This window comes from Chromobacterium sphagni, assembly GCF_001855575.1.
Classification (GTDB): domain Bacteria; phylum Pseudomonadota; class Gammaproteobacteria; order Burkholderiales; family Chromobacteriaceae; genus Chromobacterium; species Chromobacterium sphagni.
The window spans coordinates 206,817-223,657 of sequence record NZ_MKCS01000002.1 but is presented as its reverse complement, the minus strand read 5'-3'; the positions used below and the strand labels follow the sequence as shown (position 1 = coordinate 223,657).

Annotated in this window: 14 protein-coding genes; 8 read left to right on the top strand and 6 right to left on the bottom strand. The window is 62.9% G+C overall.

Going from position 1 to position 16,841, the window contains the following annotated elements; translation table 11 throughout:
* Positions 1 to 164: 164 nt before the first annotated feature.
* The 3 genes from mgtA to BI347_RS16870 all read left to right on the top strand — a co-directional run bounded on the left by mgtA (position 165) and on the right by BI347_RS16870 (position 6,814).
* On the top strand, positions 165 to 2,906 hold the full coding sequence (mgtA, locus tag BI347_RS16880; protein WP_071116538.1) for a magnesium-translocating P-type ATPase: 2,742 nt from the start codon (positions 165 to 167) through the stop codon (positions 2,904 to 2,906).
* A 344-nt stretch (positions 2,907 to 3,250) separates the two neighbouring features.
* Positions 3,251 to 5,158, top strand: coding sequence for a thiamine pyrophosphate-binding protein (locus BI347_RS16875; protein WP_239690936.1), 1,908 nt, complete (start codon positions 3,251 to 3,253; stop codon positions 5,156 to 5,158).
* A 30-nt stretch (positions 5,159 to 5,188) separates the two neighbouring features.
* Complete coding sequence (locus BI347_RS16870) at positions 5,189 to 6,814, top strand: flavin monoamine oxidase family protein (protein WP_071114001.1); 1,626 nt, start codon at positions 5,189 to 5,191, stop codon at positions 6,812 to 6,814.
* A gap of 55 nt (positions 6,815 to 6,869) precedes the next feature.
* Here the strand turns inward: BI347_RS16870 and BI347_RS16865 are convergent, their stop codons facing one another.
* From BI347_RS16865 to htpX, 6 genes are all read right to left on the bottom strand, one after another.
* Entirely contained in the window at positions 6,870 to 7,487 is a 618-nt protein-coding gene (locus BI347_RS16865) for an LbetaH domain-containing protein (protein ID WP_071116536.1), read from the bottom strand.
* Positions 7,488 to 7,655: 168 nt separating this feature from the next.
* Positions 7,656 to 8,744 carry a porin gene (locus BI347_RS16860; RefSeq protein WP_071114003.1) on the bottom strand — a complete coding sequence of 363 codons (1,089 nt, stop codon included), beginning with the start codon at positions 8,742 to 8,744 and terminating at the stop codon, positions 7,656 to 7,658.
* A 362-nt stretch (positions 8,745 to 9,106) separates the two neighbouring features.
* Positions 9,107 to 10,567, bottom strand: coding sequence for an ATP-binding protein (locus BI347_RS16855; protein ID WP_071114004.1), 1,461 nt, complete (start codon positions 10,565 to 10,567; stop codon positions 9,107 to 9,109).
* Entirely contained in the window at positions 10,564 to 11,280 is a 717-nt protein-coding gene (locus BI347_RS16850) for a response regulator (RefSeq protein ID WP_071114005.1), read from the bottom strand. Before BI347_RS16850 ends, BI347_RS16855 begins: the two co-directional genes overlap by 4 nt.
* A 152-nt stretch (positions 11,281 to 11,432) precedes the next feature.
* Positions 11,433 to 12,422 (bottom strand): TerC family protein, encoded by a 990-nt coding sequence (locus BI347_RS16845; protein ID WP_071114086.1) that lies wholly within the window; start codon positions 12,420 to 12,422, stop codon positions 11,433 to 11,435.
* A 56-nt stretch (positions 12,423 to 12,478) separates the two neighbouring features.
* Entirely contained in the window at positions 12,479 to 13,360 is an 882-nt protein-coding gene (htpX, locus tag BI347_RS16840; protein WP_071114006.1) for a protease HtpX, read from the bottom strand.
* A 132-nt stretch (positions 13,361 to 13,492) separates the two neighbouring features.
* Between htpX and nhaR the strand changes: the two genes are divergently transcribed.
* From nhaR to BI347_RS16815, 5 genes are all read left to right on the top strand, one after another.
* Positions 13,493 to 14,374: a transcriptional activator NhaR gene (gene nhaR / locus BI347_RS16835; protein WP_193431060.1), complete on the top strand. Its 882-nt coding sequence runs from the start codon at positions 13,493 to 13,495 to the stop codon at positions 14,372 to 14,374.
* A 130-nt stretch (positions 14,375 to 14,504) separates the two neighbouring features.
* Entirely contained in the window at positions 14,505 to 15,086 is a 582-nt protein-coding gene (locus tag BI347_RS16830; protein ID WP_071116534.1) for a GspH/FimT family pseudopilin, read from the top strand.
* On the top strand, positions 15,077 to 15,610 hold the full coding sequence (gene pilV, locus BI347_RS16825; protein ID WP_071116533.1) for a type IV pilus modification protein PilV: 534 nt from the start codon (positions 15,077 to 15,079) through the stop codon (positions 15,608 to 15,610). Before BI347_RS16830 ends, pilV begins: the two co-directional genes overlap by 10 nt.
* Positions 15,607 to 16,290 carry a PilW family protein gene (locus BI347_RS16820; protein ID WP_071116532.1) on the top strand — a complete coding sequence of 228 codons (684 nt, stop codon included), beginning with the start codon at positions 15,607 to 15,609 and terminating at the stop codon, positions 16,288 to 16,290. Before pilV ends, BI347_RS16820 begins: the two co-directional genes overlap by 4 nt.
* Entirely contained in the window at positions 16,287 to 16,841 is a 555-nt protein-coding gene (locus BI347_RS16815) for a pilus assembly PilX family protein (RefSeq protein ID WP_071116531.1), read from the top strand. The genes BI347_RS16820 and BI347_RS16815 overlap by 4 nt, the downstream gene beginning before the upstream one ends.

The following is a 16,841-nucleotide window of genomic DNA, read 5'->3' as shown; positions in this document are numbered from 1 at the left end:
GCCATAAACACGCAACCCGCTGATTGAGATGCCATCCGCTGGGGCGTTCGCATAGAGCACCCCAACGGGCGGCAATGTTCTCTCGATTCCGAGTCGACACATTGTCGGCGCTGATGCCTCACGGCAGGGATGGTCACGCCCGTTGTCAGCGCCTGGAGATACCCATGACCAAACACAATACCCAACGCAGCAAAAACCGCGGCTTCATCGCCACCCCGGGCAAGCATGAAGGCAAAACCGCCTTCCGCCTGGCCAACGAGGCGCAATTGCCGCTGGAAGAGACCTTCAAGCGGCTGCGCAGCCAGCCTGATGGCCTCTCCGCGATGGAAGCCGCGCACCGCCTGCAGCAGGACGGCCCCAACGAAGTGGCGCACGACAAGCCGCCGCACCCGCTGATCCAGCTGCTCCAGGCGTTCAAGAATCCCTTCGTGATGGTGCTGATCGTACTGGGCATCATCAGCTACGTGATGGACATCGCGATGGCGCCGCCCGAAGACCAGGACTGGACCAAGGTCATCATTCTGGCCACAATGATCTCCATCAGCGGCCTGCTGCGTTTCTGGCAGGAGTTCCGTTCGGCCAAGGCGGCGGAAAAACTCAAGTCTCTGGTACGCAATACCGCCACCGTGCAGCGCCGGCCCTCCGCCCCCAATGCGCCGGTGCGCATGGAGGTGCCGATGGCCGAGCTGGTGGTGGGCGACATCATCCACCTGCAAGCCGGCGACATGATCCCGGCCGACATCCGCCTGCTGGAATCGCGCGACCTGTTCATCAGCCAGGCGGTGCTCACCGGCGAGGCGCTGCCGGTGGAGAAATACGACACCCTGGGCGCGGTGGCCGCCAAATCCGCCGATCAGGATGCGGACGGCGCAAGCGATCTGCTGGATCTGCCCAATGCCTGCTTCATGGGCACCAACGTGGTGTCCGGCACCGCCCGCGCGCTGGTGGTGGCCACCGGCACCGATACCTACTTCGGCTCGCTGGCGCGCAACGTGGTCAGCCGCAAGCGCATCGAAACCAGCTTCGACAAGGGCGTCAACAGCGTGTCCTGGCTGCTGATCCGCTTCATGCTGGTGATGGTGCCCATCGTGTTCATGATCAACGGCGTCACAAAAGGCGACTGGATGTCGGCGCTGACCTTCGCGCTGGCGGTGGCGGTGGGACTGACGCCGGAAATGCTGCCGATGATAGTCTCGGCCAACTTGGCCAAGGGCGCGGTGGCGATGGCGCGGCGCAAGGTAGTGGTGAAGCGGCTGAACTCGGTGCAGAACTTCGGCGCAATGGACGTGCTGTGCACCGACAAGACCGGCACCCTGACCCAGGACAAGATCATCCTGGAGCACCATTACAACATCCATGGCCTGAAGGACGAAACCATCCTGCAACTGGCCTGGCTCAACAGCTTCCACCAGAGCGGCATGAAAAACCTGATGGATATCGCCGTGGTGGAGCACGCCAACGAACTGGGCGAACGCGTCAAGCTGCAGCAATACGCCAAGGTGGACGAGCTGCCGTTCGACTTCGAGCGCCGCCGCCTGTCGGTGATAGTGGAAGATGGCGGACAGCAACTGATGGTATCCAAGGGCGCCGTGGAGGAAATGCTGGCCGTCTGCAGCCACGTGCAAGACGGCGACGTCGTCAAGCCGCTGGATCAGGCAGAGCGCGCCAACCTGCTGCGGCGCAGCCAGGAATACAATGCCGAGGGCTACCGCGTGCTGGTAGTGGCCACCCGCGACATTCCCGCCGCCGAACAGAAGCGCAGCTACAAGACCTCCGACGAGGCCGGCCTGGTGGTGCGCGGCTTCCTCACCTTCTTCGATCCGCCCAAGGACTCCGCCGCTCCAGCCATCCGCGCGCTGAAGGAATACGGCGTGGCGGTGAAGGTGCTGACCGGCGACAACCCCATCGTCACCGCTAAGGTATGCCGCGACGTCGGCCTCAGCCCCGGTCTGCCGCTGGTGGGCAAGGAAATCGAGGCGATGGACGACGTGGCGCTATGCACCGCGGTCAAGCACACCACCATTTTCGCCAAGCTCACGCCGCTGCAGAAGTCGCGGGTGGTGAAAGCCCTGCAGGCCAACGGCCACACCGTCGGCTTTCTGGGCGACGGCATCAACGACGCGCCGGCGCTGCGCGACGCCGACGTCGGCATCTCGGTGGACAGCGGCGCCGACATCGCCAAGGAAACAGCAGACATCATCCTTTTGGAAAAGAGCCTGATGGTGCTGGAAGAAGGCGTGATCACCGGCCGCGAGACCTTCGGCAACATCCTCAAGTACCTGAACATGACCGCCAGCTCCAACTTCGGCAATGTGTTCTCGGTGCTGGTGGCCTCGGCCTGGCTGCCGTGGGAGCCGATGCTGGCGATGCAGCTGCTGCTGCAGAACCTGGTGTACGACCTGTCGCAGATGTTCCTGCCCTGGGACAAGATGGACCCGGACTTCCTGAAAAAGCCGCGCAAGTGGGAAGCCGGCAACATCAAGCGCTTCATGCTGTGGCTGGGACCGACATCCTCGGTGTTCGACATCACCACCTACATCCTGTTGTGGACGGTGTTCGGAGCCGGCGCGGCCTACCATCTGCACGGCGGCGACGGCGGCCAGTTGATCATGAACTCCGGCTGGTTCATCGAGGGCCTGGTGTCGCAGACGCTGGTGGTGCACATGTTGCGCACCCGCAAGATCCCCTTCCTGCAAAGCACTGCGTCCTTGCCGATACTGCTGTCCACCAGCGTGGCCATCGCCATCGCCTGCTACCTGCCATATTCGCCGCTCGCCTCCTCGCTGGGTTTTATCCAGCTGGACACCAGCTACTTCTGGTGGCTGCTGCTGACCATGGCCGGCTACCTGGCGCTGACGCAGACCGTGAAAACCATCTACATCAAGCGCTACGGCCAGTGGTTCTAAGCCGCTGACGCGCTGATCTTTTCCACCTGAAACAGGGGCCGGCCGGCAGGCCGGCCTCTTTGCGCTTCGCCAGCCCGCCTTTAGTTCAGCAAGCCGCAATATCAACAATGTCAGTCGATCAAAAACGTTGATACTGTCCTTAATACCTGGTCGTATTCACACTTACCCCACTTGCCCTGAAATCAAAAACTTCATTAAAAATCATCAACCTAAAGTAAACACCAACACTAAAACCGTCGTTGTTGGCATTTATCCGACAAGACTCCGTTCGTTTCAATCCGCCCCCTGCTGCATTACCACTCACGTATCGGTTCGCACTTTCACGTGGGAGGAAAAACATGAGCATGGATGCGCCAAGCGGGCAGAAGCGCTGGGCCCGGGACTATGTGTTCGATATCCTGAGCCAGTTGGGCATACACCGGATTTTCGGCGTGCCGGGCACCAACGAGATTCCCATCATCGATGGCACTTCCTACCCGGAAAATCGAGTGGAGTACATCGAATGTCTGCATGAAAACATCGCCATCGGCGCCGCCATGGGTTCGGCGCGGATGACGGGCAAGCCCGGCGTGCTGGTGGTGCACGTCACCCCCGGCATCGCCCACAGCATCGGCAATCTGTTCAACGCCTGGCGTTCTCAGGCGCCGCTGGTGATCCTGTGCTGCCAACAGCAGAATGAACTGGTCACCCAGGAGCCGTTGCTGGCGTCCAATCTGGTGGACCTGGCACGCCAGTACACCAAATGGGCGCACGAAGTCCGCACCGAGCAGGAATTTCCCATGGTGCTGCAGCGCGCCTTCAAGGAAGCGATGGCACCGCCAAATGGGCCGGTATTCGTCGCCATTCCATGGGAATTCACCATGCGCCGCATCGGCGACGACGACCGCATCAAGGGCGTGACCCAGATTTCTCCCCACTTCACCGCCGACCGGCAGGCAATAGAACAGGCCGCCAAACTGCTGCGCGAGGCGAAGAATCCCATCATCGTCGCCGGCGACGCGGCCGGCTACGCGCAGGCCTGGCCGGAACTGCAGCAGATGGCGGAACTGCTGGGCGCGCCGGTGCTGCAACAAACCTTCAGCAGCCTGGCCAACTTCCCCAACAACGACTACCACTGGCAAGGCGAACTACCCGGCAGCCAGACCGGCGTTCAGCAGGTGTTCAAGGACCATGACGTGGCGTTCCTGTGCGGCTTCAGCAACCAGGCGCAGATCACCGTCTACAAGTACAGCGACGGCCCGCTGATCCCGCCGCACGTCACCCAGGTCTACCTCAGCAACAACACTTGGGACATAGGCAAGAACTACTACGGCGAGGCGGCGCTGTTCGGCGACCTGAAGGCCACCTTGCCCTTGATCAACCAGCTGATAGGCAATCAGCCCTCTCCCGCCGCCGCCGCGCGCAACCAGAAGCTGAAGGAGTTCGCCGCCAAGCGCGCCGCCGACTGGGAAGTCTATCTGCGCGAAGCGACGCATCAGAACGAAATCTGGGCGGTGGTGATCGCCGACGCGCTGCGCAAGGAGATAGCCGAGCGCAAGCTGGAAAAGCAGTTCGTCTATGTGCATGAGGCGGTATCCGACCCGGCGCCGTTCCAGTACCTGCTGCCGTTCACTGACCAGGCGGCGGCGCCGATCAGCTACTACTGCGTCGGCGGCGGCTCGCTGGGCTGGTCGATGCCAGCCACGCTGGGCATCAAGCTGGAACAGGACGGCTGCCAGAGCATAGACACCCGCTTCGTGGTGGCCGCCACCGGAGACGGCTCCTCGCTGTTCTACCCGCAAACCTGGTGGACCGCGCAACACCGCAAGCTGGGCGTGCTCTACATCATCACCAACAACCACGAATACCACACGCTGCAAATGGGCTTGACCCAGGTGGAAAGCATGTACGGCGAGGCGGAAGGCTACGAATGGACCGCCAAGACACAGGACCCGGAGTACCTGCGCATCCACCGCCCCAAGCCGGACTTCGTCACCCTGGCCAAATCCTTCGGCGGCATGGAGGGAGAGATCGTTCGCCATCCGGAAGACGTACGCGCGGCGGTGCGGCGCGGCATCGACCACGTGTTGAGCGGCCAGGCCTATGTGCTGGACATGCATACCGTAGGACTGGACCAGCCCACCCCCGACCTGCAGGCATCCAACGCCCGCTACGAGAAGCAGCCGCCGCTGGACTGCTTCCACTTCCGTCCGGAAACCGGGCTGCTGAGCAACGGCCCGGGCCAACCCGGCAACGTGCCGGTGATCTTCTAACCCTTCCAATCTCCAGTAGAGGAATGCACCATGGCTGACGAAAACCTTGACATCGCCATCATCGGCGGCGGCGTATCCGGCGTCTACTGCGCCTGGCGCCTGAAACAGGAAAAACCCAATGACAAGATCGCCGTCTTCGAGGCCAGCAACCACATCGGCGGCCGGCTGCTGTCAGTGCGCCCGCCGGACATCCCCGACATGGTGGCGGAGCTGGGCGGCATGCGCATCCTGCCGGCGGTGCAGCCGCTGATCACCGACCTGATCGCGGAACTGAACCAGGAACTGCCCAAGGACCAGCAAATCGAGCTATACGACTTCCCGGTGGACGAACCGCAGAACATCGCCTATCTGCGCGGCGTCTACTTGCGCCTGGCCGACTTCACCGCCAATCCGGACAAAGTACCCTACCAGCTGAACTTTCTCGATCAGGGCCAGAGCGCCGGCAGCGTAATCGTCAACGCGATCGAGCAGATCGTGCCCGGCATCACCAATTCCAACCTCAGCGAGGAAGAACGGCGCGAAATGGCGCAGCAGGCCGAGTTCGGCGGCGTGCCGCTGTACAAGCAGGGCTTCTGGAACGTGCTGCTGCGGGTCATCACCGGCGAGGCCTATCAGTACGCCGAGGATGTCGGCGGCTACGACTCCACGATGTGCAATTGGAACGCCGCCGACGCCATCCCCTGGTATCTTTCCGACTTCGGCGTCAGCCCGGTATACAAAGGTTTCAGCAACGGCTTCCAGCAGGTACCGTTGACCCTGGCGCAGTTTTTCCAGCAGCTGGGCGGCGAAGTGCGGCTGGAGTCCAATGTGTCCAATATCGTCAGCAAGGCCGGCGGCTTTGAATTTCAGTCTCAGGGCCGGACCATCGCCGCCAAGTCGCTGATCCTGGCGATGCCACGCCGCGCGCTGGAAATCCTGGCGGCCACCAGCCCGGTGCTGCAGGAAATCCAGCCGTTGATCGGCACCGTCACGCCGCGGCCGCTGTTCAAGCTGTTCACCACCTACAACAGCCCATGGTGGCGCAACACTGGCATCACCATTACGGTCACGGACAAGGATGGCAAAGATCAAGCGGTCTACGTGCCGGTGCAGGCCGGCCGTTCGGTGACCGATCTGCCGGTGCGCCAGACCTATTACTGGCCCCAAAGCAACGGCGAGGCCGCCACCCAGGGCCACGCCATGCTGCTGGCCAGCTACGACGACGGCGACAACACCGGCTTCTGGGACGGCTTGCGCGCCAGGCGCCGCCAGCCGCGCGCGCCTGGACTGGATGCGGCGCCGCTGGCGGACCCCTTCATCGGCGAAGACGACAATGTGCAACGCAACGAGTTGACCTGGCACCAGTACAAAGCGCCGCGGATGATGACCGAGGAGGTCACCCGACAGCTCACCCTGATGCACAGCCTGTCCTACACCCCCAAAGTGCGCAACGCCGCCTACCGCGACTGGGGCGATGATCCCTACGGCGGCGGCTGGAACAGCTGGAACATAGGCGTGAAAAGCTGGGAGGTGAAGCACCGCATCGTGCAGCCGACCGATTTGCCGCTGTTCATCTGCGGCGAAGCTTACTCCGACGCCCAGGGCTGGGTGGAAGGCGCGTTGCAGACCGCCGGCTATCTGCTGGCCAAGTTCGGCGTGGCGCCACTTCCTCACTAGGCCGCGCCAGCGCCATCTTGCCGCCCCTGGGTTACCGCGCAGGGGCGGTTTTCATTCAGCCGGCGCCATCCTGCTCTACCAGAGCCAATCGCGCCACCACCGCGCGCGGGGCCAGCACCGTGCCCGGCGACAGCACGGCGTTGGCGCCCACCCGCACATGGTCTCCCAGCAACGCGCCCAGCTTTTCCAGGCCCGGCTCAACGGTCCGGCCGGCAAAATGCAGCCGGATGGCCTTGTCGGCGCGCTCATTCCAGTGGTTGGCCAGAATGGCGCCGGCCTCCAGATTCACATCCCGCCCCAGCACCGAATCGCCGACGAAGTTGAAATGGGCCAGCCGGCTGCCGGGTCCGATGATCGAGGTCTTGATCTCGCAGCCGGGCCCCACCGCCGCCCCCCGGCACAAAACCACTCCGCCGCGCAGATAGGCGTGAGCGGCAATACGGCAGTTCGGTCCTATCCACGCGGGCCCCTTGAGAACCACGCCGGGGTCCAGCTGCGCGCTGCGGTGGATGGCCGCCTCGCCCTCCACGCGCCATTCGTCGGCAGGCAAGCGGTCAAGGCATTGCGATAAACGCCGCGGCAACTGTTGCAGCCATTGCCATGGTTCGCATTCGGCCGCCGGCCACGGCAGATCCGCAGCCATTGCTTGAAACAAGCGCTGAAATTCGGACATCGGCCACTCTCCTGATGAAAAACCCTGTGTTAATGCCATCGCGCGCCGGCGGGCAAGCCGGCCGGATATAAAACAAAACCGCCGCCTCCTTGCGGAGAGCGGCGGTTTTGTTGCCTAAGCCGATGTCAGCCCATCGGCAGGCAGCCATTCTGCATACCGTTTCCGGTATTAGAAGGAGTGAACCATGTTCAGGCCAACGCCACGCAGCTTGTTGCCGCTGATGGAGGTATCGCCGCTGTTGTTGAAGATGGCTTGATCAGCCTTGACTTCGCCATACTGCAGGCCAACCACGGTGCGCTTGGACATTTGGTAGTCAACGCCCACCAGGAACTGCTTGTAGCCGGTGTTGTCCTGGCGTACGCCGTCCTTGTCATAGTCTTTGGCTTGCGCGTAGGTGACCTTCGGAGTGAAGGCGCCCAGGGTGTAGGCGGCGGTCAGCGCGTATTCCTGCGACTTGTACTTGCTGCCATCCAGCGTTGCCGGGGTATTCACCTTGCTCTGCAGGAAGCTCAGCGGGGTCACGGTGACATCGCCTCGGTCGTTGCGGTAGCCGAAGGCCAGCAGCAGGTTGTTGGCGTTGTAGCCGGCTTCCAGGCGATGGCTGTCGTTGGACTGGGTGCGCGTGCCAGCGACATTCACCGGAGTTTGGTGGATGAACTGGTACTTGCCGAAGAAGCCGCTGTTCTCGTAGGACAGCCCCAGGTTGTACAGTTCGCGCGAGCTGTCGGAAACAGCTGCGGAGTCCGCGAACGCGCTGGTCTTGTCTTCCTTGGTGCCGTACAGGAAGGCAGCCTGGAAGCCGTTGTAGTTAGCGGTGTCGAAGCGGATGGCGTTCTTCACGCGTTCGTCATCGCGGGTGAAGGCGTTCAGTTGCAGCGCGTTGCTGGCGCTTTCCCACGGGTTCACGACGCTCATGTTGGAGTCGCTGAAGGTGGAGATGTTACCCAGACGCACCTTGCCGAAACCGGTATCCAGGCCGACAAAGGATTCGCGGCTGGCGAAGCTGCCATAGCCTTGGCGGTTGGAGCCGTCGATGTCCAGACCGCTCTCAACCTGCCAGATAGCCTTCAGGCCGTTGCCCAGATCTTCGCTGCCCTTGAAGCCGATGCGGGAGCCCAGGTCATCGATATTGGTCTTGTTCATGCCGCCGGCATCAACATTTTCAACACCGGCCTTGATTTGGCCGTAGATGGTTACATCGGCGAAAGCGGCTGCCGGCAGAGTGGCTACTGCCAGGGCGATCAGAGTCTTTTTCATTTGGCACATCCTGTTAGGTTGTCTTAGAAAGCGATCAAATACTAATTTCCAAAACCAACATACGCAAGCATACACTCTTTTTTTTGTAGTAAAAAAGACACACTTTGTGCATATATACAACACTAACAAATCATGTCTTACGACAACAAATTTATGTATTTTTGTTGCTTAATGAAAATTTACAAAGCTGTTAAGTTAATAAAAAGAAAAATAAGAAAAAAAAGGCCCACTCATTGGCGGGCCTTACAAGGATAGACTTGACCGGAGATCTGTTGAACCAGAAGAAACTCGGTTCAATAAACTCACAATTAGAGTGTATTTGCTTGCAATCTTAAGGTCAACAGTGCATGGACTACGGATTGTCAAATAGTGTTAAGCGGCACGCACTTGCTCCGCTCCACCGGGAATCCCATCTCGGCGCAAAGCCCGCCCATCGGATGATTGAACAACTGGATGTCGCCATGGTGCTCGCGGGCGATGGCGCGGGCGATGGCCAGCCCCAGCCCGCTGCCGCCGGTATGGCGCGCCCGGGAGTCCTCCAGCCTGACATAAGGCTCGAACACCCGGTCCAGATCCTTTTCGGCAATGCCCGGACCGTGGTCGCGCACCTGGATCTCCAGCCGCCCTTCCCGCTCGCGCAACCGCACTTCTATCGGCCCGCTGCCGTAACGGCGGGCATTTTCCAGCAGGTTGGCGATACAGCGCCGCAAGGCCTGGGGCCTGGCGCACAGCGGCTTCACCGGCTCGGAACGGTAGACGACCTCCGCCCCCAAAGCCTCGACATCCTCGATCACGCCCTCCAGCATCGCGTCCACATTGAGCAGCACGCAGCTCTCGCTGCGCTGCCCCATCCGCAGATACGCCAGCGTGTCGCCGATCAACTGGTCCATCTCCTCCAGATCCCGCTCTATCGCCTGGCGGGCGGGCGACTCGCCCAGTTGCTCCAGCCGCAGCCGGATGCGGGTGATGGGCAGGCGCAGATCGTGCGACACGCCGGCCAGCATCTGGCTGCGAGTCTGCAGATAGCGCTGCAGCTCCTTCTGCATCCGGTTGAAGGCCCGGGTGGAATTCACCACTTCCTGAGTGCCGGTCTCCGGCAAGGGCGGCTGATCCAGATTGGCCGCCAGCCCGGTGGCCGCCTGGGAAAACACCGCCAGCGGCCTGGTCAGCCGGCGCACCGCCCAGGCCGACACCGCCGCCACCACCAGCGCCACCAGCAGCAGCCAGGCGGTCACCCGCCACGGCGTCTCCACCGCGGAGGCGATCTGGCCGATGCGGAAAGTCGCCACCATGCCGTCGCGCAGCCGCACCTGCACGGTGGCCATCTGAATCTTGAACTCCGCCTCGCCCTCGCCCAGCTTGCTGGGCAGCGCCTGCACCCAAAACTGCTTGCCCGGCGTGAACACGTGCTGACCCGGCGCCAGGAACGGCCGCAGCAGGTCTTCCACCGCATCCGGCGTATCCTCGCGGAAGGACAGCACCTGCATGCGATAGGGGAAATTGAGATCGGTGCGGATCAGTTGGCACAGCTTGCTGGCCTCGGGCCAGCCGCTATTGCGCTCCACCCAGGGATGGTCCAGCAACACCTGGGCGGACGGCGAGGACAATGCGCTGGCCAGCTTGGGCCGATTGGCCGCGGCGGTCTCGTCCAACAGGTTGATCATGTCGGCCAGATGCTGGGCGACATATTCGGCGCGCAACGTGCGGGTCAGCCGCTCGCGGTCGGTCAGCACCAGCCCGATGCCGATCACGTTGGCCAGCAGCACGCTGGTCAGCAGGGTCAGCAGCAACTGGCCGTACAGGGTGCGCGGCAAATGCCTCATCGCACCGAGACTACCTCGCATGCCAGCATATAGCCGCCGCTGCGTATGGTCTTGATCAGCAGCGGTTCGCGGGCGTCATCGCCCAGCCGGCGGCGCAGCCGGCCTATCATCACGTCGACGGTGCGGTCGAACGGACCGGCTTCCTTGCCGTTCATCGCCTCCATCAACTGGTCGCGCGACATCACCCGCTGCGGGTTTTCCGCCAGCGCCTGCATCAGCTTGAACTCGCCGCCGGACAATGGCGTCACCACGCCGCCGCTGTCCACCAGATGCTGCGCGCCCAGCTCGAGCCGCCAGTCGGAGAACTGCAGGCTGCGCAGCGCGCTGTGGCTGCTGCGCCTCTCCTCCACCCGGCGCAGGATGCTGCGCACCCGCGCCAGCAGCTCGCGCGGATTGAACGGCTTGGGCAGGTAGTCGTCGGCGCCCATCTCCAGGCCGATGATGCGGTCCAGCTCGTCGCCGCGCGCGGTGAGCATCAGGATGGGCATGCTGGAGCGCGAACGCAAATCGCGGCACAGGGTCAGGCCGTCGGTGCCGGGCAGCATCAGGTCCAGGATCAGGATGTCGAAGGACTGCTCGGCCAGAATGCGGTTCATCGCGTCGCCATCTCCTACCGCGGCCACAACCATGCCCTGGCGGCTCAGATAATCGCTCAGCAGATCGCGCAGATCGGGATCATCATCAACGATAAGCAATCGGGACGCTTGGGACATCGGACTATTCCTAGAATTTTGGATTGAAAAATAATCGCGCCGTCCATGATGAAAACGGCGGGGCGCCGCTGCCCGGACACGCATGTCAGGAGACGCTCCGCCTGTTTGAGCCGCAAAGGCGGCGATTGGTTCCATCGCCGCTCCTTCCGCGCTCAGGAGCCAGGCGGCACCCGCCGGGTTTTATGCCAGGAGTAGGCGATGCCGCCGCTCAGCAGCAGCACGGTCAGCAGCAAGGACAACAGGGTGGGAATCTTGAACGCCACCAGGCCGGCATCATGCAGATACACCAGCCCCACTTTCACGCCGATCAGCACCAGCACCAGCGCCAACGCGTACTTCAAATAATGGAAGCGGTGCACCATCGCCGACAGCGCGAAGTACAACGCGCGCAGGCCGAGAATGGCGAAGATGTTGGAGGTGTAGACCAGGAACGGGTCCTGCGTCACCGCGAAGATCGCCGGGATGCTGTCCACCGCGAACACCAGATCGGCCGACTCGACCAGGATCAGCGTCAGCAACAGCGGCGTCGCCCACCAGCCGCGCGCCATGCCATGCGTCTCGCCGCGCAGCAGGAAGGCGTTGCCGTGCAGGGCCGGCGTCAGGCGCATGTGGCGGCGCAGCCACTGATAGAAGCGCTGCTCGGACAGCGGCTTGGCTTCGTCATCCGCCGACAGCAGCATTTTCAGGCCGGCGGCCAGCAAGAAAACGCCGAACAGCAGCAGCACCCACTGGAACTGCGCCACCAGCGCCGCGCCGGCGCCTATCATCAGCGCCCGCATCGCAATGGCGCCCAGAATTCCCCAGAACAGCACTCGATGCTGGTAGACGCGCGGCACCGCCATGCTGGAGAAGATCAGCGAGATCACGAACACATTGTCCAGCGACAGCGACTTTTCCAGCAAATAGCCGGTGAAATACTGCACGCCGGCGTCCGCGCCGCGATACCACCACACCCAGCCGCCGAACAGCAGGCCGATGCCGATATAAAAGGCCGACAACCTCAGGCTGTCTTTCACGCCGATCTCGCGGCCATCCTTCTGCAACACGCCCAGGTCGAAAGCCAGCAGCGCCAGCACGCCCAGCAGGAACATCAGCCAGACCCACAGCGGGTATCCCAGCGCCGGGGACATCAAAAATTCGATCAATTCATCGCTCCATCAATGGTTTTTCGGCGGCGGCCCATGCCGCCGCCCCCGCGTCAGCCGCGGCCTTCCAGCCTGGCGATGCGCTCGTCCAGGCTGGGGTGGGTGGCGAACAGGCCCAGCAAGCCGCGGCCGCCGGCGATGCCGGAAGCGGCCAGTCCTTGCGGCAAACCGTCGGCCTCGATGCCGCCCAGGCGGCGCAAGGCGTTGGCCATAGGCCGGGTGGAACCGAGCAGCTCGGCGGCGCCGGCGTCGGCGCGGAATTCGCGCTGGCGCGAGAAATACATCACCACCACCGAGGCCAGGATGCCGAAGGCGATCTCGCAAACGATCACCGTGATGAAATAGCCGATGCCGGTGCCGGCCGAAGTATTCTCCTCATCGCGCTTGAGCCAGCTGTCCACCAGATAACCCACCACCCGCGCCAGGAAGAACACGAAGGTGTTAACCACACCCTGGATCAGCGTCAGCGTCACCATGTCGCCGTTGCGGATGTGGGCAATCTCGTGCGCCAGCACCGCCTCCACCTCCTCCTCGGTCATGCTGGACAGCAGGCCGGTCGACACCGCCACCAGGGAATTGGAGCGGCTGGGACCGGTGGCGAAGGCGTTGGGCTCGCCTTCATATACCGCCACTTCCGGCATGGCCAGGCCGGCGCGGTCGGCCAGCCGGCGCACGGTGGCCAGCAGCCAGGCTTCAGTCTGGCCATTGGGCTGGGTAATCACCCGCGCCCCGGTGCTCCACTTGGCCATGGTCTTGGACAGGGCCAGCGAAATGAAGGCGCCGCCAAAGCCCAGCACCGCGGAAAACATCAGCAGCATCCCCAGGTTCAGCCCGCCGGCGGTGATAAAGCGGTCCAGGCCCAAAAGGCGCACGCTCACGCTCAATACCAGCATCACCGCGATGTTGGTGGCAATCAGCAAGATCACCCGTTTCATTATTCATCTCCCAATAGTCATTCATTTGAGCAGCCACGGCACAGCAATGGCCACACTGCAGTGTATGCAATCACACGCATCGAAAAAATAAATTAAAATCTGATTATTATTACGATTTTTTCGAATTAAATCATGGACAAGCTCAACTACAAGCATCTGCACTATTTCTGGACCGTGGCCCGCACCGGCAGCGTCACCCAGGCGGCCGAGCAACTGGGCATCAGCATGCAGACTATCAGCGGCCAAGTGTCCAAGCTGGAGCAACAGCTGGGCTGCGCGCTGTTCCGCCAGCAAGGCCGCGGACTGGCGTTGACCGAAGCCGGACGGGTGGCGCTGGGCTACGCCGACAATATCTTCATGTTGGGAGAGGCGCTGGGCGAAGCGCTGGCGGACGCGCAGCTGGATCAGGTGATCCGGCTGGCGGCGGGGGTCTCCGACGTGCTGCCCAAACGCATCGCCAGCCATCTGCTGCAACCGGCGCTGCAAATGGGGCGCAAGCTGCGGCTGAGCTGCGGCGAAGGCGATTTCGACGAGTTGCTGGGCGAGCTGGGCCGCCATAGGCTGGACCTGATCCTGGCCGACCGGCCGGTGGCCAGCAGCGAGCAGCAGCTGTTCCAATCCTGGCAGTTGCTGCGCTGCCCGGTGCTGCTGTACGCCAGCCCCGAGCTGGCCCGACAATACGGCGCTGGCTTTCCTGCCAGCCTGGACCAGGCGCCGCTGCTGCTGCCCAGCCGCGACAATGTGCTGCGCCGCCAGCTGGAGCACTGGTTCGAAGCGCAGCGGCTGCGTCCGGACGTGGTGGGGGAATTCGACGACGGCGCGCTGATGGAAACCTTCGCCCGCCAGGGGCTGGGCCTGTTTCCCTCGCCGGCGCTGCCCGACATCGCGCAAAATCTGCCGGGGCTGGAGCTGGTGGGATGCCTGGATGGCGTATGGGAGCAATACTACGCGGTGGCCAGCCGCCGCAAGCTGCAACATCCCGCGCTGCAAGCCATCCTGCAGGCCTGGAACTGAGCCTTCCCCGCCGCGAAAGCCGCGGCAAACGACAGACGGCGGCCCGGGCCGGACCGGCGGAGCGATTGGCAATTTAATCTGCCTGGCACTTATCCGATAATGGTTCGAATACAGACGAGCAGGCGAAGACATGCCAGGCAAGCGATCAAGCGTCACAGACCACCAAAACGGCTTCACCCTGCTGGAGTTGCTGATCGTCATGACCTTGCTGGCCGTCGTGCTGGCGCTGGCGGTGCCCGCCTATCAGAGCACCATCGCCACCAATTCCATCCTGTCGGAAAGCAACAATCTTTACGGCGACATCCTGTTCATCCGCAACGAGGCGATCAAGCGCGGCCAGGTGGTGCTGCTCTGCCCGTCCAGCAACGGCAACAGCTGCAATACCTCGGTCAGCAACAACACCAACTGGGCCACCGGCTGGCTGGCGCTGGTGGCGGCCAACAACAGCTGCGGCGACAGCACCGGCACCATCCTGCGCCAGCAAAAGGCCTTCACCAGCGGCGACAGCGCCAGCTACAGCAATGCCGGCAACACCACGCTGTGCTTCAACCGCATGGGCTACGTGCCATCCGGCAATGTCGGCATGGTCAGCTTCAACACCCCCGGCAATATCGCCGCCAACCGCCGCTGCGTGGTGCTGGCGGCGGTCGGCCATCCGCAGATACTGTCCAGCGGGCAGACCGACACCACCGGACAATACTCATGCCCTTGAGCCGCGCACCCCGCCAAACCGGCTTCAGCATGCTGGAAGTGCTGGTGGCGCTGATGGTGATTTCGCTAGGCCTGCTCGGCGTCGCCGGCATGCAAGCCGCCGCCATCAACAACACCTCGATCGCGCGCACCCGCAGCCTGGGCTCCATCGCCGCCGAAAGCATGGCCGCCGCGATGCACGCCAACACCGCTTACTGGGGCGCGCTCTCCAACGCCGCCAGCAACACTTGGTCGGTCAACGCCAGCGGCGTCAGCGGTTCGCCCAGCCTGAGCCAGACCGTGGACTGTTCGGCGTCAGGCACCAGTTGCAACTCCGCCAACCTCGCCAGCTACGACACCACCCAGTGGGGCAGCGGCACGCTGGCGGCGCTTCCTGGCGGCAGCGGCCAGATCGCCTGCACCTCCACAGCGCCGATCGCCTGCACCATCACGGTTTCATGGCTGGAAAAGAAGAGCGCGGTCAATGCCGCCTCGGTCGCGTCCGGCACCGTCAGCCAGAACTACCAGATGGTGGTGGAGCCGTGAAACGGCCGGCGCGGCAAGCAGGCAGCGGACTGATAGAGGTGATGGTGGCGATCACCATCGGCCTGTTTCTGCTGAGCATGCTGATCATCATCTTCAGCTCCACCGAACTGACGGAAAACAATGAAAACGGCCTGGCGCAGCTACAGGACAACCAGCGCACGGCGATGACCATCATCAACTCCATCGTCCAGTCCGCCGGCTATTACCCCAGCCCGCAGTCGCAGACCGCCGCCGCCGCGCTGCCGGCGGCAGGCGTCTTCGCCGCCGGCCAGTCGATAGCCGGCACCGCCGGCCCGCCGGACACGCTGAGCATACGCTTCGCCACCGCGCCCAACGACGGCGTGCTCAATTGCAACGGCAACGGCAACAGCGGCAGCGCCAACCAGGTGTATGTCAATCTGTTCGCCATCAACAGCGGCAATCAGCTCACCTGCTCGGTCAACGGCGGCAGCGCGCAAGTGCTGGTGGACGGCGTGAGCAACATCAGCGTGCTGTACGGTGTGGACGGCAGCGGCAACGGTTCGGTCAACCATTACTACAACGCCGCCGGGCTGCCGGCGGGCGCGACCGTGCGCTCGGTCAGGGTGACGCTGACCATGGTCAATCCGCTGGCCGCCAAGCCCGGCCAGCCGGCCAGCGTGACCATGTCCTGGCTGATAGGACTGATGAACCAGCTATGAACCCCGCCGCCCATCCCGCCACGGCCAGAAACGGACAGTCCGGCTTCACGCTGATAGCCGCGCTGATGATACTGATCGTCATCACCATCATCGGACTGTCGATGATGCGCAGCGTCGGCCTGCAGGGACGGATGGCCGGCAATATGCGCGAGAAGGGCCGCGCCTTCGAAGCCGCGCAATCGGCGCTGCAATACGCCGAGTGGTGGCTGCAGGGCAATGCCGGCACCCAAACCGTGGTCAGTTGCAGCGGCGCGATCAATTCGCCGCAGATCTGCAGCAATGCGCTGGCCGCGCCGACCACGCTGCCATGGAGCACCGGCTACAGTTATACCCCGCCATACCTGACCCTGCCGGTCAACGGCGTCTCCGGCGGCAGCCAAACCTTCTACCAGGCACCGCAGCTTTACATCCAGTATCTGGGCCTCAACGCCACCGGCAATGGTGCCATTTACCAGCTCACCACGCTGGGTTATGGCGGCAACGCCTATTCCGTAGTGGTACTGCAAAGCACGTACACCTTGTATTCCGGCGTCTCCAATCTGGGGAAATGA

Coding starts and splice junctions, on each gene's coding strand:
- BI347_RS16860 (WP_071114003.1), bottom strand. CDS start 8,744: ATGAAAAAGACTCTGATCGCCCTGGCAGTAGCCACTCTGCCGGCAGCC.
- nhaR (WP_193431060.1), top strand. CDS start 13,493: ATGGACAAGCTCAACTACAAGCATCTGCACTATTTCTGGACCGTGGCC.
- htpX (WP_071114006.1), bottom strand. CDS start 13,360: ATGAAACGGGTGATCTTGCTGATTGCCACCAACATCGCGGTGATGCTG.
- BI347_RS16870 (WP_071114001.1), top strand. CDS start 5,189: ATGGCTGACGAAAACCTTGACATCGCCATCATCGGCGGCGGCGTATCC.
- BI347_RS16865 (WP_071116536.1), bottom strand. CDS start 7,487: ATGTCCGAATTTCAGCGCTTGTTTCAAGCAATGGCTGCGGATCTGCCG.
- mgtA (WP_071116538.1), top strand. CDS start 165: ATGACCAAACACAATACCCAACGCAGCAAAAACCGCGGCTTCATCGCC.
- BI347_RS16815 (WP_071116531.1), top strand. CDS start 16,287: ATGAACCCCGCCGCCCATCCCGCCACGGCCAGAAACGGACAGTCCGGC.
- BI347_RS16850 (WP_071114005.1), bottom strand. CDS start 11,280: ATGTCCCAAGCGTCCCGATTGCTTATCGTTGATGATGATCCCGATCTG.
- BI347_RS16875 (WP_239690936.1), top strand. CDS start 3,251: ATGGATGCGCCAAGCGGGCAGAAGCGCTGGGCCCGGGACTATGTGTTC.
- BI347_RS16855 (WP_071114004.1), bottom strand. CDS start 10,567: ATGAGGCATTTGCCGCGCACCCTGTACGGCCAGTTGCTGCTGACCCTG.
- pilV (WP_071116533.1), top strand. CDS start 15,077: ATGCCCTTGAGCCGCGCACCCCGCCAAACCGGCTTCAGCATGCTGGAA.
- BI347_RS16830 (WP_071116534.1), top strand. CDS start 14,505: ATGCCAGGCAAGCGATCAAGCGTCACAGACCACCAAAACGGCTTCACC.